16 protein-coding genes are annotated in these 18,481 nt (G+C 70.3%); 3 read left to right on the top strand and 13 right to left on the bottom strand.

The features are described from left to right. Window positions 1-58: 58 nt before the first annotated feature. The 10 genes from pstB to DMA15_RS17110 form a co-directional block, all read right to left on the bottom strand. Window positions 59-835, bottom strand: coding sequence for a phosphate ABC transporter ATP-binding protein PstB (pstB, locus tag DMA15_RS17155; protein ID WP_125513697.1), 777 nt, complete (start codon window positions 833-835; stop codon window positions 59-61). Window positions 836-888: 53 nt separating this feature from the next. Beyond that, window positions 889-1,962 (bottom strand): phosphate ABC transporter permease PstA, encoded by a 1,074-nt coding sequence (gene pstA, locus DMA15_RS17150; protein ID WP_125513696.1) that lies wholly within the window; start codon window positions 1,960-1,962, stop codon window positions 889-891. After that, the gene (pstC, locus tag DMA15_RS17145) at window positions 1,959-2,981 is read right to left on the bottom strand and encodes a phosphate ABC transporter permease subunit PstC (protein WP_125513695.1); all 1,023 of its coding nucleotides are present in this window, start codon (window positions 2,979-2,981) and stop codon (window positions 1,959-1,961) included. The genes pstA and pstC overlap by 4 nt, the downstream gene beginning before the upstream one ends. A gap of 113 nt (window positions 2,982-3,094) precedes the next feature. Then, window positions 3,095-4,222 carry a phosphate ABC transporter substrate-binding protein PstS gene (gene pstS / locus DMA15_RS17140; protein WP_206302753.1) on the bottom strand — a complete coding sequence of 376 codons (1,128 nt, stop codon included), beginning with the start codon at window positions 4,220-4,222 and terminating at the stop codon, window positions 3,095-3,097. A 175-nt stretch (window positions 4,223-4,397) separates the two neighbouring features. After that, a complete protein-coding gene (locus DMA15_RS17135) occupies window positions 4,398-4,811 on the bottom strand; it encodes an NUDIX hydrolase (RefSeq protein ID WP_125513693.1) in 414 nt (137 codons plus the stop codon). Further along, window positions 4,808-5,884 carry a CHAD domain-containing protein gene (locus DMA15_RS17130; RefSeq protein ID WP_206302938.1) on the bottom strand — a complete coding sequence of 359 codons (1,077 nt, stop codon included), beginning with the start codon at window positions 5,882-5,884 and terminating at the stop codon, window positions 4,808-4,810. The genes DMA15_RS17135 and DMA15_RS17130 overlap by 4 nt, the downstream gene beginning before the upstream one ends. Window positions 5,885-5,903: 19 nt before the next feature. After that, window positions 5,904-8,255 carry an RNA degradosome polyphosphate kinase gene (locus DMA15_RS17125; protein ID WP_206302752.1) on the bottom strand — a complete coding sequence of 784 codons (2,352 nt, stop codon included), beginning with the start codon at window positions 8,253-8,255 and terminating at the stop codon, window positions 5,904-5,906. A 114-nt stretch (window positions 8,256-8,369) separates the two neighbouring features. Continuing rightward, the gene (locus DMA15_RS17120) at window positions 8,370-9,335 is read right to left on the bottom strand and encodes an ABC transporter permease (RefSeq protein WP_125513691.1); all 966 of its coding nucleotides are present in this window, start codon (window positions 9,333-9,335) and stop codon (window positions 8,370-8,372) included. After that, window positions 9,332-10,231 carry an ABC transporter ATP-binding protein gene (locus DMA15_RS17115; RefSeq protein ID WP_125513690.1) on the bottom strand — a complete coding sequence of 300 codons (900 nt, stop codon included), beginning with the start codon at window positions 10,229-10,231 and terminating at the stop codon, window positions 9,332-9,334. Before DMA15_RS17115 ends, DMA15_RS17120 begins: the two co-directional genes overlap by 4 nt. Next, window positions 10,228-10,671, bottom strand: coding sequence for a GntR family transcriptional regulator (locus DMA15_RS17110; protein ID WP_125513689.1), 444 nt, complete (start codon window positions 10,669-10,671; stop codon window positions 10,228-10,230). The genes DMA15_RS17115 and DMA15_RS17110 overlap by 4 nt, the downstream gene beginning before the upstream one ends. Window positions 10,672-10,774: 103 nt before the next feature. Here DMA15_RS17110 and DMA15_RS17105 point away from each other — a divergent pair, with 103 nt between their 5' ends. After that, window positions 10,775-11,041 (top strand): hypothetical protein, encoded by a 267-nt coding sequence (locus DMA15_RS17105; protein WP_125513688.1) that lies wholly within the window; start codon window positions 10,775-10,777, stop codon window positions 11,039-11,041. A 130-nt stretch (window positions 11,042-11,171) separates the two neighbouring features. On the opposite strand, the gene mshD is transcribed toward DMA15_RS17105, so the two are convergent. Then, window positions 11,172-12,104, bottom strand: a complete 933-nt coding sequence (gene mshD, locus DMA15_RS17100) for a mycothiol synthase (RefSeq protein ID WP_125513687.1) — start codon at window positions 12,102-12,104, stop codon at window positions 11,172-11,174. 116 nt (window positions 12,105-12,220) lie between these two features. Then, window positions 12,221-14,251: an alkyl sulfatase dimerization domain-containing protein gene (locus DMA15_RS17095; protein ID WP_125513686.1), complete on the bottom strand. Its 2,031-nt coding sequence runs from the start codon at window positions 14,249-14,251 to the stop codon at window positions 12,221-12,223. Between the two features lie 412 nt (window positions 14,252-14,663). Here DMA15_RS17095 and DMA15_RS17090 point away from each other — a divergent pair, with 412 nt between their 5' ends. Together DMA15_RS17090 and DMA15_RS17085 are read left to right on the top strand one after the other, a co-directional pair. Continuing rightward, on the top strand, window positions 14,664-16,496 hold the full coding sequence (locus DMA15_RS17090) for a bifunctional metallophosphatase/5'-nucleotidase (protein WP_125513685.1): 1,833 nt from the start codon (window positions 14,664-14,666) through the stop codon (window positions 16,494-16,496). A 67-nt stretch (window positions 16,497-16,563) separates the two neighbouring features. Next, complete coding sequence (locus DMA15_RS17085; protein WP_125513684.1) at window positions 16,564-17,850, top strand: DUF2993 domain-containing protein; 1,287 nt, start codon at window positions 16,564-16,566, stop codon at window positions 17,848-17,850. 29 nt (window positions 17,851-17,879) lie between these two features. Here the strand turns inward: DMA15_RS17085 and DMA15_RS17080 are convergent, their stop codons facing one another. Then, on the bottom strand, window positions 17,880-18,374 hold the full coding sequence (locus DMA15_RS17080; protein WP_125513683.1) for a cupin domain-containing protein: 495 nt from the start codon (window positions 18,372-18,374) through the stop codon (window positions 17,880-17,882). Window positions 18,375-18,481: the final 107 nt, after the last annotated feature.

Here is an 18,481-nt window from a genome sequence, read left to right as displayed (position 1 = left end):
TCTTTGTTGTCCCTGCGGTGGCACCGCCATGCAGCACCGCGGGGAGTCGGGGGGTGGCCTAGCCGAAGCGGCCCGAGATGTAGTCCTCGGTGGCCTGCACGGACGGGTTGGAGAAGATCCGCTCCGTGTCGTCGATCTCGATGAGCTTGCCGGGCTGGCCGACCGCGGAGAGGTTGAAGAAGGCCGTGCGGTCCGAGACGCGGGCCGCCTGCTGCATGTTGTGCGTCACGATGACGATCGTGAAGCGCTCCTTCAGCTCGCCGATCAGGTCCTCGATGGCGAGGGTCGAGATCGGGTCCAGGGCCGAGCACGGCTCGTCCATCAGGAGGACCTGCGGCTCGACCGCGATCGCCCGCGCGATGCACAGCCGCTGCTGCTGACCGCCGGAGAGGCCCGAGCCGGGCTTGTTCAGGCGGTCCTTGACCTCGTTCCAGAGGTTCGCGCCCTTGAGGGACTTCTCCACGACGTCGTTCAGCTCGGACTTCTTGTACGAGCCGTTGAGCCGCAGGCCCGCCGCCACGTTGTCGAAGATCGACATGGTGGGGAAGGGGTTCGGGCGCTGGAAGACCATGCCGATCGTGCGGCGCACGGCCACCGGGTCCACGCCGCTGCCGTAGAGATCCTCGTCGTCCAGGAGCACCTTGCCCTCGACGCGGCCGCCCGGGGTGACCTCGTGCATACGGTTCAGGGTGCGCAGGAACGTGGACTTGCCGCAGCCGGACGGGCCGATGAAGGCGGTCACCGAGCGGGGCTCCACGGTCATCGAGATGTCGTCGATCGCCTTGTGGGAGCCGTAGTAGGCGGTCAGGCCCGATACGTCGATTCGCTTGGCCATGGGGATCACTGCTTCTTTCGAGGGGGAGTGCGAGAGGGTCGCTGATTGGCCGCTCAGCGGCCCGTCTTGGGGGCCTTCCAGCGCGCTACGCCGCGGGCCGCCAGGTTGAGGATCATGATGAAGCCGATGAGGGCGAGCGCCGCCGCCCAGGCACGGTCGTACGACGCGTCGGTGCCTGCCGCGTACTGCTGGTAGACGTACAGCGGCAGCGAGGCCTGCGAGCCCTCGAAGGGGTTCGTGTTGATCAGGGGGTTCACCCAGACCAGGAGCAGGACCGGCGCGGTCTCACCGGCGATGCGGGCCACCGAGAGCATGACGCCCGTGGTGATGCCGCCGATCGCGGTGGGCAGGACGACCTTCAGAATGGTCCGCCACTTCGGCACACCGAGGGCGAGCGAGGCCTCGCGCAGCTCGTTCGGGACGAGCTTGAGCATCTCCTCGGTGGAGCGGACGATCACCGGCATCATCAGGATCGCCAGCGCCATCGCACCGGCCCAGCCGGAGTAGCCGAAGCCGAGGATCAGGATCCAGAAGCTGAGGACGAACAGGCCCGCGACGATCGAGGGGATGCCGGTCATGACGTCCACGAAGAACGTGATGACCTTGGAGAGCTTCCCCCGCCCGTACTCGACGAGGTAGATCGCGGTGAGCAGGCCGATCGGCACGGCGATGGCCGACGCGAGGAGCACCTGCTGGAGGGTGCCGATGAGGGCGTGGTAGATGCCGCCGCCGGTCTCGTCGTCGGAGAGGACGCCCATGGAGTGGGTCAGGAAGTAGACGTCGAAGACCTTGATGCCGCGCTGGACGGTCTCGTAGATCAGCGAGGCCAGCGGGACGACGGCCATCAGGAACATCACCCACACCAGCGAGGTGGCGAGGCGGTCCCTGGCCTGGCGGGTGCCCTCGACGGTGACCGCGAGGGCGTACGAGCCGGCGATGAAGAGGATCGCGGCTATCAGGCCCCACTGGATGCGGCTGTGCAGTCCCGCGCCCGCGCCGATGCCGATGGCGACGGCGGCCGAGGCGGCGGCGACGGCGAGGGGGGACCAGCGCGGGAGGCTGGCCGCCTTGAGCGTCGAGGGGCGCTTGGTGAGCGGCCCGGTCGGGGTGGGTGTCGTGGTGCTCATGCGTTGGCCCCCGAGTACTCCTTGCGGCGCGCGATGATCAGGCGGGCCGCGCCGTTGACCAGCAGCGTGATGATGAACAGGATCAGGCCGGAGGCGATGAGCGCGTCCTGGCCGTACTCACTGGCCTCGTTGAACTTGCTGGCGATGTTCTGGGCGAAGGTGCCGCCGCCGTAGTCGAGCACGGACGCGTTGATCAGGAAGGACGGGGAGAGCACGGTGGCGACGGCGATCGTCTCGCCGAGCGCGCGGCCGAGGCCCAGCATCGAGGCGGAGATGATGCCGGAGCGGCCGAAGGGGAGCACCGACATGCGGATGACCTCCCAGCGCGTGGCGCCGAGGGCCAGCGCGGCCTCCTCGTGCATCTTCGGGACCTGGAGGAAGACCTCGCGGCTCACGTTCGTGATGATCGGCAGGATCATGATCGCGAGGAGGATGCCCACGGTCATCAGGGAGCGCGGGGCGCCGCCGTTGTACTCGAAGATCCCGGTCCAGCCGAAGTAGTCGTCGAGCCAGCTGTAGAGGCCGGTGAGGTTGGGCGCGACCACGAGGGCGCCCCACAGGCCGTACACGATCGAGGGCACGGCGGCCAGCAGGTCGATCACGTACGCGATGGGGGTGGCCAGCTTGCGCGGCGCGTAGTGCGAGATGAAGAGCGCGATGCCGATGGCGACGGGGACCGCGATCACCAGGGCGATCAGCGAGCTGACCACCGTGCCGAAGACCAGGACCGCGATGCCGAAGTACGGCTTGCCGCCGGTGGAGGCACCGGCCGGGTCCCACTCGAAGGTGGTGAGGAAGTTGCCCGTGTTGTCGGCGAGCGCGAGGGCCGTGCGGTAGGTGAGGAACACCGCGATGGCGGCCATGATCGCGAGGAGCGCGATGCCGGATCCCCGGGAGAACCCGAGGAAGATCTTGTCGCCGGGGCGGGTGGCGCCGCGGGCGGCGGCCTTGTCCACGGGGGCGGCGGGCTTCGCGTCGTCGACTGGTGGGGGTGAAGTCGTGTTGCTTGCTATGTCCATGGGGTTCTCCGGTCTGCGGAGCTGCCTCGCGTGTGCTGCGGGCGCTCCGTGGCGGCGGTGCACCGGACGGTGCGGCCGGCCCGGTTCTGCGGGGCCGGCCGCACTCGGTTCAGCTAGCTCAGGCCCGCGACGGTGGAGCGGACCTTGGTGATGATCTCGGCCGGGATCGGCGCGTAGTCGTTCTCCTTGAGGACGTTCTGGCCGTCCTCGCTGGCGATGTAGGTCAGGAAGGACTTGGTGGCGGCGAGCGTGTCGGCCTTGTTGCCCTTCTCGCAGACGACCTCGTACGTCACCAGGGTGATCGGGTAGGCGCCCTCGGCGGTGGGCTTGTAGTTCAGCTCCAGGGCGAGGTCCTTGCCCTTGCCGACGACCTTGGCCTCGGAGATCGCCTCGGAGGCGTTGTCGACGGTGGCCTTCACCGGCTCCTTGGCCTCCGTCTTCAGGTCGACGGTCTTGATGCCGTCGCCCGCGTAGGAGAGCTCGAAGTAGGAGATGGCGCCCGGGGTCTGCTTGACCTGGCCCGCGACACCGGCGGAGCCGTTCGCGGACTGGCCGCCCTTGGGCTCCCACGACTTGCCCGGCTCGTAGGGCCAGGCGCTGGGGGCGGCGCCCTTCAGGTACTTGGTGAAGTTGTCCGTGGTGCCGGACTCGTCGGAGCGGTGGAAGGCCTGGACCTTGGTCTTGGGCAGCTTGGCGTCGGGGTTGAGCTTCGCGATCGCCTTGTCGTCCCAGGTCTTGATCTTGTCGTTGAAGATGTCGGCCAGGGTCTTGGCGTCCAGGGTCAGCTTGTCGACGCCGGGGACGTTGTAACCGATGGCGATCGGGCCGCCGACCATCGGCAGGTCGATGGCCTGGCTGTCCTTGCAGACCTTCTTCGACTTCTCGATCTCGTCGGGCTTCAGCGCCGAGTCGGAACCGGCGAACGCCGTCTGGCCCTGGAGGAACGCGGTGATGCCGGCGCCCGAACCCGTCGGGTTGTAGTTCAGCTGCACGTCCTTGCAGTTGGTCGTGTAGACCTTCCGCCAGGCGTCGATCGCGTTCTTCTGCGCGGACGAGCCGGAGGCCGCGAGCTGGCCCTTGGCGTCGTCGCACTTGATGTTGGCGTTGGCGTTGGTCTCCTTGCCGCCGTCGCCCGAGCCGCTGGTGTCGTCGGAGCCGCACGCCGTGAGGGCCAGGGCGCCGGAGACGGCGAGGGCGCCGAGGGAGAGGGCGCGGAGCCGGTTCTTGCGCTGAAGCTTCACTTTCGGGTTTTCCTTCCGGGAGCCGCCGGCCCTTTGCTGGCGGCGTGCGATGTCTGTCTTGGTAAGGCCGAAATTAGGCAGGACAGGTGAAGCCACCGAGCGGCCGGAGTGAACGGCGGGTGAACCTCGGCGGTCGGCCTGGTTAGACATCACTCCACGGAAAGTAGTGGGTCGGCTACGCCCCGTTAAGTACCCTGAGTAGAGCGTCGACAAGCCCCCGGTCACGCGCCTGGGTGAGACGGTCGCGGGCCGCCGCCGGGGGGAGCCAGATGATGCGGTCGACCTCGCGATGGGGCGTGAAGTGACCGGTGCCGGCCCGTGCCGCCCAGTAGTCGACCCGCTTGGGGCGGCCCTGCACGGAGTAGTGGACGGTGGGCAGGCGGGCGCCGGGCGCGCAGCGGTGCCCGGTCTCCTCCTCGACCTCGCGCAGGGCGGCGGCCAGGGGGGTCTCGGAGGGCTTCAGCTTGCCTTTGGGGTGCGACCAGTCGTCGTACTTGGGCCGATGGACGAGGCAGATCTCCGGGGTGCCGCCGGCGGAGGAGGGGCGCCACAGGACGCAGCCGGCGGCCAGGATGGTGTCCTCGGTCATGTCCCTACCGTCTCGTGCTGCCAGGCCTGCTGGAAGGCGAACCTGGCCGCCTCCACCTCGTGGCGCTGGTCGGCGTGGAGCACGCCGAGGGCGTACGCCGTGGCGGGGGCGATGCGGGGGGTGCGGGCGGCCTGTGCGGCGGCTTGCGCGGCGGCGGCGGCCTCGCGGTGGACGTTCAGGGCGTGGCTCGCGTCCGCAAGGCGGGGCTCGGGGGGTACGTGGCCCAGGACCTCCTGGGCGTACCGGTGCAGGCGCAGCAGGGAGCGGACCTTCAGCCAGGGGGCGTCCTGGGCGTCCGGGGCCGTTTCGGCCGCGAGGCCGTGGAGCAGGGCCTCGGCGTTGTACGGGTGGCCGGCCTGGCCGAGGGGGAGCACGGTGACGGCTTCGGCCAGCTCCGCCTCGGCCTTGGCGGCCAGCGGCTTCAGGTCGTCCGCGCTGTCGCGCAGGGGGACCTCGCTGGCCAGTACGGCCACGTTGTCCGCCACCGCGTGGAAGCGGGAGGAGCCGAAGGCTTGCAGGGCTGTGGAGTGGGCCCTCGTCCTTGCCAGGGTCAGCTGGCGTTCCAGCAGGGCTGCGGCCTTGGCTGCGCCTACCGTCAGGCCGCGGGGGGTGCCGCCTCTTTCCTCGGCACCCTGCGCTTGGGGCTGTGCCCACCCGTTCCGCCCTGCGGAACGACTGCCCACAGCGGGAGCGTCCAGGGCGGGGCCCGCCCCTGCGGAACGACTGCCCACAGCAGGCGCCGGTACCGGGGGTGGGCCCGAGAGGCGGTGGAGGGCGTTCAGGAGGCGGTCGAGGCGGGTGGCGTACGCGTGTTCCTGGGCCAGCGTGCCCGAGAGCCACGCCAGTTCGGGGCGCAGGGACGCCGCCCACTCCGTGTCCAGGAGCGGGCGGTACGTGTGCAGCGTGGCGCCGATGCGGCGGGCCGCGCGGCGCAGGGCGCGGGCCGCCGCCAGGGACTCCTCCGCGCCCTGCGCGTCCGTCGTGGACTCGCGGTGCAGCCGCAGCGAGCGGAGGAACTCCGTGGCCTGGTGCTGGAGATGGGCCGCGAGGATCTCGCCCGCCGTGCCCGTCATACCCGTCATACCCGTCGTCTCATGGTGTTGCTGTGCCACGCCGGCGCCTCCGGGCGTCTATGAGCATCTCCTGGACGTTCCGCAGGGGCTGGCCTTCCGGGTCCACCGAGTGGCGGGTCCAGTTGCCGTCCGCGCCCAGGTGCCAGGAGGCGGTGGTGTCCGACATGCCGGTCTCCAGGAGCCGGCTGAGGGCCGACCGGTGCGCCGGGTCCTGGACCCTGACCAGCGCCTCGATACGGCGGTCGAGATTGCGGTGCATCATGTCGGCGCTGCCGATCCACACCTCCGGTTCGCCGCCGTTGCCGAAGGCGAAGACGCGGGAGTGCTCCAGGAAGCGGCCGAGGACGGAACGTACGCGGATGTTCTCCGAGAGCCCCGCGACGCCCGGCCGCACCGCGCAGATGCCGCGCACCCACACGTCCACCTCGACGCCCGCCTGCGACGCGCGGTACAGCGAGTCGACGATCGCCTCGTCGACCATCGAGTTGACCTTGATGCGGACGTAGGCGGGGCGGCCCGCGCGGTGGTGCTGTATCTCCTTGTTGATGCGGGAGACGAGGCCGTCGCGCAGGGACTTGGGGGCCACGAGCAGGCGGCGGAAGGTCTCCCTGCGGGAGTAGCCGGAGAGGCGGTTGAAGAGGTCGGAGAGGTCCGCGCCGACCTCCGCGTTCGAGGTGAGCAGGCCGAGGTCCTCGTAGAGGCGGGCGGTCTTGGGGTGGTAGTTGCCGGTGCCCACGTGCGAGTAGCGGACCAGGGCCTCGCCCTCCTGGCGTACGACGAGGGAGAGCTTGCAGTGCGTCTTCAGGCCGACGATGCCGTAGACGACATGGCAGCCCGCCTCCTCCAGCTTGCGCGCCCACTTGATGTTGGCCTGCTCGTCGAAGCGGGCCTTGATCTCGACGAGGACCAGGACCTGCTTGCCCGACTCGGCGGCGTCGATCAGGGCGTCGACTATGGGGGAGTCGCCCGAGGTGCGGTACAGCGTCTGCTTGATCGCGAGGACGTCCGGGTCGGCCGCCGCCTGCTCCAGGAACGCCTGTACGGAGGTGGAGAAGGAGTCGTACGGGTGGTGCAGGAGTACGTCGCGTTCGCGAAGGGCCGCGAAGATGTCGGGCGCCGACGCCGACTCCACCTCGGCCAGGTCGCGGTGGGTGCCCGCCACGAACTTGGGGTACTTCAGCTCGGGCCGGTCCAGCTTGGCGATGCTGAAGAGGCCGGTGAGGTCGAGCGGGCCGGGCAGCGGGTAGACCTCGGCCTCGCTGATCTTCAGCTCGCGCACCAGGAGGCTGAGCACGTTCGGGGCGATGGTCTCCTCGACCTCCAGCCGCACCGGGGGCCCGAAGCGGCGCCGCATCAGCTCCTTCTCCAGGGCCTGGAGGAGGTTCTCGGCGTCGTCCTCCTCGACCTCCAGGTCCTCGTTCCTGGTGAGCCGGAACATGTGGTGCTCCTGGATCTCCATGCCCGGGAACAGCTCCTGGAGGTGCGCGGGAGCGGCGATGACGTCCTCTATGGGGACGTACCGCTGGGGGGAGGCCTCCAGGAAGCGGGAGAGCAGCGGCGGGACCTTCACGCGTGCGAAGTGCTGGTGTCCTGAGACCGGGTTGCGTACGACCACGGCGAGGTTGAGGGAGAGTCCCGAGATGTACGGGAAGGGGTGCGCGGGGTCGACGGCCAGCGGGGTCAGGACGGGGAAGATCTGCTGCCGGAAGAGCGTGAAGAGCCGGGACTGCTCCTTCTCGGTCAGGTCGTGCCAGCGCACCAGCTGGATGCCCTCTTCGGCGAGGCCGGGGGCGACGTCGTCCTGGTAGCAGGCGGCGTGCCGCGCCATCAGCTCGCGGGAGCGGTTCCAGATGAGTTCGAGGACCTCGCGGGGCTGGAGGCCCGACGCCGAGCGGGTGGCGACGCCGGTCGCGATGCGGCGCTTGAGTCCGGCCACGCGGACCATGAAGAACTCGTCCAGGTTCGAGGCGAAGATCGCGAGGAAATTAGCCCGTTCGAGGAGGGGGGTCTGCGGATCCTCGGCCAGTTCGAGCACTCGTTCGTTGAACGCGAGCCAACTGCGCTCCCGGTCCAGGAACCGCCCCTGCGGCAGCTCGACGCCGTCGTGCCCCACCTGGGCGTCCTCGTCGTACGCGTCCAGGTCGGCGTCGATGTCGGGCGCGAGGTCGGAGATGGTCGCGGCGATGGTGTGCGGCCTGTGCGCGGCGATGGAACCGACGGAAGGCTGGGCGTGCTGTACCTGTCCATGCGTGTTCTGCTGGCTCATGGAGCCATTCTTCCGCGTGGTCACGCCGATGGGCGCGTCGGAGAGCGCGGGAGTGAGGCGGAGCTTCCCGTTCTCCGGGGGCGGGTCGGGCACGGCGGGCTGCATTGGCCGAGCGTCGCAAGGCAGTCTGAATCAGCGGTTACGGCGACATGACGTGCGGGACATCGACGGGAGACCCCCGGGGGTCCGTGGTGCCGGGGGTCTCGGCGAACGTGCGTTTCAGGGGGTACGGCGGCGGAGGAGGCGGAACGCGGCGTACGTCGCGGCGGCCGCGAGGGCGAGGACGATGCCGGTCTCGATCAACTGGGTGTACCAGAAGTGGGATCGGGGGTGGTAGTCCATGTACCAGGTGGTGATCTTGGTGTCGGTGGGGCAGGAGAAGCCGGACTGTGGCTTCGGGACGCACTGCCATGCGTAGAAGCGCTCCCCGGTGGCGTTGGTGACGCCCTGGTCCATGGAGAAGGAGTCGAGCCGGAAGGGAGGGAAGTGGTCCTTGTCGCTGGCGGGGCCGCCGACGGTCTTCACGGGTACCAGGTGCCAGCGGAGGTTGCCCATGCCCCACAGGACGACGCCGGTGACGAGGCCGGTGGCGGCCATCGCGACCAGTGTGCGGCGCACGGCGAATCCGATGAGCGTGCCGAGGGCCACGGCGAACAGGGCGTACGCGACGAGGGCGGGGCCGGTGGCCTCGTAGACGCCGCGGTCGGCCCAGTGGAGGTTCCAGCGGACGCCGATCACGTCGGAACCGCCGAGCCGGAGCACGGCCATGAGGAAGAGCGTGCCGCCCACGGCCAAGGCGGCGGCCGTCGTCAGCTTGGCGGCGAGCCAGCGCGCGGGAGAGACGGACTGGCTCCAGGAGAGCTTGTACACCCCGCTCTCCATCTCGCGGGCGACCATCGGGCCCGCGACGAAGACACCGATGAGCAGGGGCAGCAGGAGCAGGAGCACGGCGCCTCGCTCCAGGCTGAGGTAGAGCAGGCCGCGGGCGCTGCTGAAGCCGAGGAAGGTGTCGCAGGGTTCGGCCGCGGAGCAGTCGCCCTCGGATTCCGGGTAGGCGTGGGCCGCCCAGCGCAGCCAGCCGATGTAGGCCAGCGTGAGGGCGAGGACGGCGCCTCCCGTCCACAGTGCGGTGCGGTGCAGCCGGAGGTCTGCCCGGTGCGGTCCCCGCAGGGTCGGCATGGTCATGCCGCCACCCCCGACCGGCCCGATGCCGTCGTGCCCGGCGTCAGCAGCGGTGGCGCGTCCGGTGATCGGAGATGGGCCAGCAACAGTTCCTCCAGGGAAGGTTCCTCGACCTCCCAGCCGTCGCCGGGTGGGCCCTCGGGGCGGATCAGGGCGGTCACCCCGCGGCCGGTGGCGCGGGACTCGATGACCGTGTGCGGGGCGAGGTCGGCGGGCGGGCGCGCGCCGGTCACCAGGGCGTGCGCGGCGACGAGGTCGTCGATGCCGCCGCCGAGCCGGATCCGCCCGCCGGACACGAGGAGCAAGTGGTCGCAGGAGTCGGCGAGTTCGCCGACGATGTGGGAGGACATGACGACGGTGGTGCCGTGTTCGGCGGCCTCCGCCATGAGCGTGCCCATCAGCTGATGGCGGGCGAGCGGGTCGAGGTCGGCCATCGGCTCGTCCAGGAGCAGGAGTTCGGCCCGCTTGCCGAGCGCGAGGGCGAGGGCGACGCGGGTGCGCTGGCCGCCGGAGAGCGTGCGGACGCGGGCGCGCGGGTCGAGGCCGGAGCCGCCGACGACGCGCTCGGCGACGGCCATGTCCCATCGGCCCGGGTTGAGTTCGGCGCCCAGGCGCAGGGTCTCGGCGATGGTCAGCCGTGGGTGGAGGGGCTTGTCCTGGGCGACGTACGCCACGCGGGCGCGGGCCTGCGCGGGGCCGGTGCCGAGGACGGTCAGGGTGCCCTCGGTGGGGCGGTCGAGGCCGGCCGCGAGGGCGAGCAGGGTGGATTTGCCGGCGCCGTTGGGGCCGACGACCGCGCAGATCCGCCCGACGGGCAGGCGGAACGAGCAGTCGTGCAGGGCGCGGCGGCGGCCGTGGCGTTTGGTCAGGGCGCGCGCCTCGATGGCGGTGTCGGTCATGCGGAGTCCCCCCTGGTCGGTGCGGGCGAAGCGGCCGGTGTGCGGGTGGCCGGCGGCGCTTGCGGTGGTGCGAACTGTTCTTCGAGTACGGCGTTGAAGAGCGCCGCCACGTCGTCCTTCTCCAGGCCCGCCGCCCGGGCCCGCGCGGCCCACTCGGCAAGCTCCCCCCGGAGCGGTGAGTCGGCCGGGGCGCTGCCCAGTGACTTGCGTACGAAGGTGCCGAGGCCTCGGCGGGCCTCCACGAGGCCCTCGCGCTCCAGTTCGCGGTAGGCCTTGAGCACGGTGTTCGGGTTGATGGCGGTGGCCTCGACGACCTCGCGTGCCGTGGGCAGCTTGTCGCCGGGTGCCAGCAGGCCCAGGCGCAGGGCCTGTTGGGTCTGCTGGACGATCTGGAGGTAGGTGGCGACGCCGCTGCGCCGGTCGATGCGGTATTCGACCACTGCCTTGCACCACCCTTTCACTAATTGAGTAGTGAAAGGGTGGTGTAGGGCCCCGGGTGCTGTCAAGTAACGTCTGCGGCTCGCGGTCGTCGCGGGCGTGTGGATGTACACGAGCCGGGGCGACTCCAGCGGCTCCGACAGCGAGAGCGCGAAGCGGCCCGCGTCGGCCGAGGTCGGGGACTGCGTCCGGAACAAGGGGTCGGAGGGCAGCCCGGACATGGAGGTCATCGACTGCGGGAGCGCGAAGGCCGAGTACGAGGTCGCGGGTCTTGGCGAGACCGAGTGCGAGCCGGGGCAGTCCCGTTACGAGCAGACCCGGCGGGGCCGGGTGCAGTTCTCGATGTGTCTTACGGAGGTCGCGGCGAAGTAGGCGGCGGGCGCATGCGTGAGGGCGCGGTTCTCCCCGGGGAGAACCGCGCCCTCCGCGCTGTCGTCAGCCGCCGTGCTGTCGTGAGCCGCCGTGCTGTTGCGAGCCGCCGCGCTGTCGTGAGCTGCCGCGCTCAGGACTCCGTGCGGTACATCAGGTCCGTCTCGTGCGTCACGAAGCCGAGCCGCTCGTAGACGCTCACGGCCGCCTTGTTGTCCGCGTCCACGTAGAGCATCGCGGTCGGCAGGCCCGCCTGCGCGAGGTGGCGCAGGCCCGTCGTGGTCAGGGCCTTGCCGAGGCCGCCGCCCTGGGCACCGGGGCGGACCCCGACGACGTACACCTCGCCGAGGTTCTCCTGCGCGTGCACCTTCGTCCAGTGGAAGCCGACCAGTTCCCCGCCCTTCTCGGCGAGGAAGAAACCGGCCGGGTCGAACCACGGCTCCGCCTTGCGGTCGTCCAGGTCGCGCTGGGTGAGGGAGCCTTGCTCGGGGTGGTGGGCGAAGGCCTCGGCGTTCACCGCGAGCCAGGCCGCGTCGTCCTGTCCGGGCACGAAGGTACGTACGGATACGCCTTCGGGGAGGACCGGCTCGGGCAGCTGCAGGTCCGTCAACGGGCGCCGCATCTGGCGCAGTTCGCGGAAGAGGGCGAGGCCGAGCACCTGCGCCAGGTGCCGGGCGGCGGAGTGCCCGCCGTGCGCCCATACGCGAAGGCGCCGCCCGGACTCGCCGAGCAGCGCCGAGCCGAGCGCCCTGCCGTGGCCGCGTCCGCGGTGCGCGGGGTGCACGACCAGCTCGGCGGCGGGGGCCTCCACGGGGTCGGTGTCCTCCAGCTGCGCGTACCCCGCGAGCTGGTCGCCGACGCTGAGCAGCAGGTGCCGCACTCCCTCACGGGCCCCGCCGCGGAGCTGGAGCCGCCCCTGCTCGGAGACCGCCTGCTGCCCGTCGGCGCGGGCGGCCTCCGCGAGGAGCGCGAGCACGGCGTCGGCCTGCGCGGGGGAGAGGACGGCGAGGGTATCGATCTTCCGGAGGGGCGGCGCGGGAGCCTCGGCGGGCCGGTCGTCAGTCATGGCACGAGGGTACGGCGACGGCCCCCGCGCGTCCCCGGTCGGCCGGAGCGGCGGCGCGGCTCCCGGGCCGGTCGAGGTCGCCCCGCCTCAGCTGATGGGGCTCTGGAGTCGTTCGGTCACGGGGTGACGATGGCGAAGTTGGTGTCGGGCTTGGTCACGTAGCCGAACACGGTCGCGGGGGCCGTGGGGTCGTCGCCGGACACCGTGATCTCTCCGTCGTCCACGGCGGCTTGGAACGCGGCGCGCAGGGAGCCGCCGGGGGCCGCCGCTTTGATCAGCACCTTGTTGAGCGTGCTCCGGGTCAGGGTGAGGGTGGCCTGGGGCTTGGCGACCAGGAGGTCCTTGCCGGGTACGTGGATGAGGGCCCCGTTGCGCAGCGTGGTGGTGGCCCCCTGCTGCTGGGGCTCTGTGATCAGCCATTGCAGGGAGATCGGTTCGCGTTGTTCCCGGCCGGCCTTCGGGCCGTCGATGCTCTGGGCCAGGGTGTCGAAGATCTGGTCCAGGCTGAGGCTCTGGATCAGGTCGAGCCCCGCCTGGCTCGGGGTGCCGCCGGGGCCGTCGAGGACTTCCCTGGCGCCGGTGAGGAAGAAGTTGCGCCAGGTGCCGTTCTCGGCGCCGTAGCCGAGCTGGGTCAGGGCCTGGGCCTGGAGCTGTTTGGCCCTGTCGGCCTGCTCGTCGGGGATCGCGGGGGCGAAGATGGCGTGGTTGACCAGCTCTGCCGTCCAGCGGTAGTCGCCGTCGTCGTATGCCTGCTGTGCCTTGGCGAGGAGGTTGTCCACCCCGCCGAGGGCCTCGACGTAGCGCCGTCCGGCCTCGGTGGGCGGGTAGGTCCACAGGTGCGCGGGGTTGCCGTCGAACCAGCCGATGTAGCGCTGGTAGACGGCCTTGACATCGTGGTTGACCGAGCCGTAGTAACCGCGGTTGTACCAGTGGGCGGCGAGCGTGGCGGGCAGTTCGAAGTCCTCGGCGGCCTCGATGCCGGTGGAGCCGGTGTTGATCAGCCGCAGCGTCTGGTCGTTGAGGTAGGCGTACAGGTCCCGCTGGTTGCTGAGGAAGTCGGTGACCTTCTCGTTGCCCCAGGTGGGCCAGTGGTGGGAGGCGAAGGCCACGTCGGTGTGCTCGGCGAAGGCCTGGATCGCCTCGGTGAGGTACTTCGACCAGGCGTGCGGGTCGCGTACCTGGGCGCCGCGCAGGGTCAGCAGGTTGTGCAGGGTATGCGTGGCGTTCTCCGCCATGCACAGGGCCCGCTGCTCGGGGAGGTAGATGTTCATCTCCGCCGGGGCCTCGGTGCCGGGCGTGAGCTGGAAGATGAGCCGGACACCGTCCACGACGATACGGGTGAGGCCGGAACGCCAGGGGATGACGTCCTCTGCCTGCCACTGCTCGCGCGGGACGGCGGTCTCCTGGCTGATGGTCTGGTTCGGCGGGATGAGGGTGACCTCGCCGGTGGAGACGGTCAGGCCGAGGCCCGAACCGACCTGCGCGAAGGGGGACTTCTCCAGCGCGGCCGCGTACATGAAGGAAGCGCGGCGGGCCATCGCCGGGCCCGCGTAGATGTTCTCGCTGACCGCGTGTTCCAGGAATCCGTCGGGAGCGATGAACGGGATCTCCGGGACGCTGTCCCCTTCGAGGCCGAACAGGCCGCGCACGCCGCCGAAGTGGTCGACGTGGCTGTGCGTGTAGATCACCGCGCTGACCGGACTCTGGTCTTCCTGGGCGTCCCGGTACAGCTGGAGTGCGGCGTGGGCCGTCTCGCGGGAGGCGAGGGGGTCGATGATGACGAGCCCCGCCTGCCCCTTGATGATCGTCATGTTCGACAGGTCGTAGCCGCGAACCTGGTAGACACCTTCCGTGACCAGGAACAGACCGGCGATGCTGGTGAGCTGGCTCTGTCGTAACAGGCTCGGGTTGACCGTCGGGAACTCCATCCGCAGCGACGGGTCGAGGAACTCGTAGTCGGCGAAGCTCCACACCACGCGGTCGCGCTCGGTGCGCGAATAGATGGCGCCCTGGCGTGGCACCGCCACTTGGTGCCGGGATGCGTCCTCGAAGTCGGACGAGTCACTGAAGGGCAGCGCGTCCCCCACCGCGCGGTTCGCCTCGGTGATGAACGAGGACGGCTCGATGGGCTCGATGTTTTCAGGCATGGCAAGACCTCCGGATCGGACACGGAACGTCCGCACTTGAGTGCGTTCGGTGAGGCCGAAGGTATGCAACGACATCAAAGGGAACAAGGCGGCAGAACAAGCCAGACACCGCCCCTCATCGCCGCAGAACGCCGCGTATACGGAAACCGCTACCGGAGCGCGGCGGCCGACGGTCGTTACGGAACCCGCCCGCTACCGGAACAAGGCGGCCGCCGGCCGTACCCCCGTCCGCCCGGGCCGGAACCCCCGACCAGCCAGCGCCCCAACCCGACATGGGATGAAGTGCCCGTATCGCTCCCGATGGCAACCACCTCGTAACCCGCAACCCCCTGTCGCGCTACGCGCGTTGACTTTAGGCTGCGCTCGGCGGAATCGCCCTTTCAGTCGTCTCACACCACCCCCAGGGGGACACGTGTCAGCCACACCCCATCCACGCAGGCCCGGACGCCGCGCCACGCGCGTGCTCGCCGCTGCCGCCTCGCTCGCCACCCTCGGCGCGCTGGCCGCCGCGCTTCCCGCGAGCGCGGGGCAGGACCACGCGGCCGGGGGCAAGGGCGGCAAGAAGCGCACGGTGGACGTGCAGCTGCTGTCGTTCAATGACTTCCACGGGAACCTCCAGCCGCCCGCCGGCTCCTCCGGGCAGGTGACGGAGAAGCAGCACGACGGGACCGAGAAGAAGATCGACGCCGGTGGCGTCGAGTACCTCGCCACCTCGCTGCGCACCGCCCGCAAGGCCCACCCCTACAGCGTCACGGCCGCCGCCGGTGACCTGATAGGCGCCAGCCCGCTGCTCTCCGGCCTCTTCCACGACGAGCCCACGATCCAGGCGATGAACAAGCTGGACCTGGACGTCAGCAGCGTCGGCAACCACGAGTTCGACGAGGGCGCCAAGGAGCTGGCCCGCATACAGAACGGCGGCTGCCACCCCAAGGACGGCTGCTTCGAGAAGGACGCGAAGGGCAAGCCGAAGCAGTTCGAGGGCGCCGACTACCCCTACCTCGCCGCGAATGTCACGGACGAGAAGACCGGCAAGCCCATCCTCAAGCCCTACTGGGTGTGGAAGCACAAGGGCGTGAAGGTCGGCTTCATCGGCGTCACCCTCGAAGGCACCCCGGACATCGTCTCCGCCGAGGGCATCAAGGGCCTGAAGTTCCACGACGAGATCGAGACGGTCAACAAGTACGCCAAGATCCTCGACAAGCAGGGCGTGAAGTCCATCGTCACGCTCATCCACGAGGGCGGCGCCCCCGCCGGCCAGGCGTACAACTACGACTGCGACTCCCCGGGCGCGGGCGACGGCATATCCGGGCCCATCACCGAGATAGCCAAGGGCATCACGCCCAAGGTCGACGCGCTCGTCACCGGCCACACGCACGCCGCGTACGTCTGCACGATCCCCGACCCCGCGGGCAAGCCCCGCATGGTGACCTCGGCCTCCTCCTACGGGAAGCTCTACACCGACACCACGCTCACGTACGACCGCAAGACCAAGGACATCGTGCGTACGAGCGTGAAGTCCGCGAACCACGTGGTCAGCAGGGAGCAGGCCAAGGCCCCCGACATGACCTCGCTCATCAACCGCTGGGACAAGCTGGCCGCGCCCATCGCCAACAGGCCCGTCGGTTACATCTCCGGGGACATCCCCGGCCGCGGCGCCGGAGTGCCCGAGTCCCCGCTCGGCGACCTCATCGCGGACGCGCAGCTCGCGCACGCCAAGTCGCTCGACCCCGAGGCCGACCTGGCGCTGATGAACCCGGGCGGCATCCGCTCCGACCTCGTCCACAAGGCGAGCGGCAGCGAGGGCGACGGCGTTGTCACGTACGGCGAGGCGTTCACCGTGCAGCCCTTCAGCAACACCGTCAACCTCGTCGACCTGACCGGCGCCCAGCTCCTCACTGCCCTGAAGCAGCAGGTCAGCGGGGCCAACGAGGCCTCCCCGAAGATCCTTCAGGTGTCGGCGGGCCTGACGTACACGCTCGACATGACGAAGACCGGCGCGGACCGTGTCGTCACCGACTCCATCAAGCTGAACGGCAAGGCGCTCGACCCGGCGGTCACCTACCGCGTCGCCCTGAACTCCTTCCTCGCGGGCGGCGGCGACGGCCTGCCCGAGCTGGGCAAGGGCACGAAGCCGCTCGTCGGCGCCGACGACCTGAAGGCGTTCAACGACTATCTGACCGCCAACTCCTCGGCGGACAAGCCGATCGCGCCGCCGAAGGCGGACCGGATCACGATCGTGAAGTAGCGCTCACTTCAGCGCCTACTGGAGGTAAGGCTTGGGGTGGGGTGTGAACGTATGGTGAGATCATCTGATGCGTTCCCCCCACCGCATAACCACGGAACCGCCCCCGGACAAGCCCTACAACAACCCGTACGACGAGCTGGCGGCCCTCGCGCCGAACCCTCTGGAGGAGTTCCTCCACGAGGACAAGCCCGACGGACCCGGTCAGGCCGGTCAGGCCGACGTGTTCGATGACACCGAGGCCCCCTGGGAGCCGCCCAACCACCGCCGCGGCAGCCGCCGCCGCGGTCGGAGCCGGGGCCGCGGCAGGGGCCGTGCCCGCCGCCGTTTCGCCGGGCTGCCGCTCGCCGCGAAGGCCCTGGTCGCACTCCTGGTCGCCGCCGCCTTCCTCGCCCTCGGCGACCGCTGGGCTCTGCTCTACGCCGAGCACGAGGCCGCGGAGAAGCTCAAGGAGCAGATGAACCTGAGCGCGGCGCCCGAGGTCGAGATCGAGGGGTTCCCGTTCCTCACCCAGGTGCTCGACAAGCGCCTGGAGCAGGTGAAGGTGACCGTCCCGGACGTCGCGGCTGACCGCGTCTCGCTCGCCAAGGTCTCCGCGACCGCCACGGACATCACCATCCTCGGCGAGGGGCCCACGTCCATCAAGGGCGCCCGCATCGGCTCGATGACCGGCGAAGTACTGCTCTCCTTCGAGGACCTCAACCGCGAACTCGGCGCCTCCCAGGTCACGTTCACGGGTCGCGGGGGCGACCAGGTCCTCGCACGCGGCACGCTGCCCGTCGCCGGGCACGATCTGAAGGTACGGGCCGACGCCCGCATCCAGCGCAACGGCGAGCGCGGCATCTCCACCGACATCGGCGGCATGAGCCTGCAACTGGGCGACCTGGCCACGTACCGCCCGGGCACGCGCGAGAAGGAGGGCCTGCACCTGTCGCGCAGCTCGGCCGACCGGGTGGCCAAGGAGACGGCGAAGGCGAAGGCGCTGCTGTCCGTCCCGGCGATCGTGAAGCGGCTCGGTGTTCCGGAGTCGGTGGTGCGCGAGGCGCTGAAGAGCGACGCCAAACTCAACGACCTCACCGGTTCACCGCGTTTCGTCGACGACGTGATGGGCCTGAACCTCATCGACGTGGCGATGGGCCACCCCGCGCTGCTCAAGAAGCTCGGCCTCGATCCCGCCCTGCTCAAGGGCCTCGCCCGGCTCACCCGCCCCGCCCTGGCCGACCGCCTCACCCTCGCCTTCCAGCTGCCTGAGCTGCCGGGGAAGGCGACGGGGACGGTGGCGCTGCGGGACGTGACGGTGGAGAAGGAGGGCATCCGGGTGCGGCTGGCGGGGGCGGGGCTCGGCTTCGGCCAGTAGGCCCGCTGAGCCGCGACCGGCGGGCCCGGTCACTTGGCCGCTTCGAGGGCGGCGCGCCACGCCGGGCTGTCCACGTAGTGGTTGTCGTACTGCTCGGAGGAGTCCTTGATCTCCTGCGGGCTCGCCTCGCCCCGCATCACGCGGCCGAGCAGCCGGAGGTAGTCGAAGCGGGGCATGCCCGGCGTGAAGACGAACAGGACGTCGGCCTCGTGGCCGGGGGCGGCGGCGAAGGCGTGCGGGGTGTGCGGCGGCACGAGCAGGAAGTCGCCCTGCTCCAGGACCTCGACCTCGTCGTCGACGAGCACCTGGAGGGCTCCGCCGATGACGAAGAACAGCTCCGAGGCCCTGGTGTGGAAGTGGGCGGGGGCGCCGACGGCTCCCTCGGCGAAGGTGGACCGGTAGCTGGTGACCGAGCTGCCGTCGGTCCCGCAGTCGGCGAGCAGGGTCATGACGCTGCTGGGGTCACTGGTGGTCTCGGCGGTGGCGGCGCGGGTCAGGACGGGCTTGAGCATGTCGGCGTTCATGGTTGTTCTCCCTGCTCAGGTGCGGTGACCGGGGTTCCCCCGCGGCCTTGTGAGTACGACTCTATGCCGCCAATTGGCCCCGGGAAGGGTGCAGTTGCGAGCAGAAA

The sequence above is a fragment of the Streptomyces sp. WAC 01529 genome (assembly GCF_003945545.1).
Classification (GTDB): domain Bacteria; phylum Actinomycetota; class Actinomycetes; order Streptomycetales; family Streptomycetaceae; genus Streptomyces; species Streptomyces anatolicus.
This window is presented reverse-complemented; position numbering and strand designations above follow the sequence as displayed.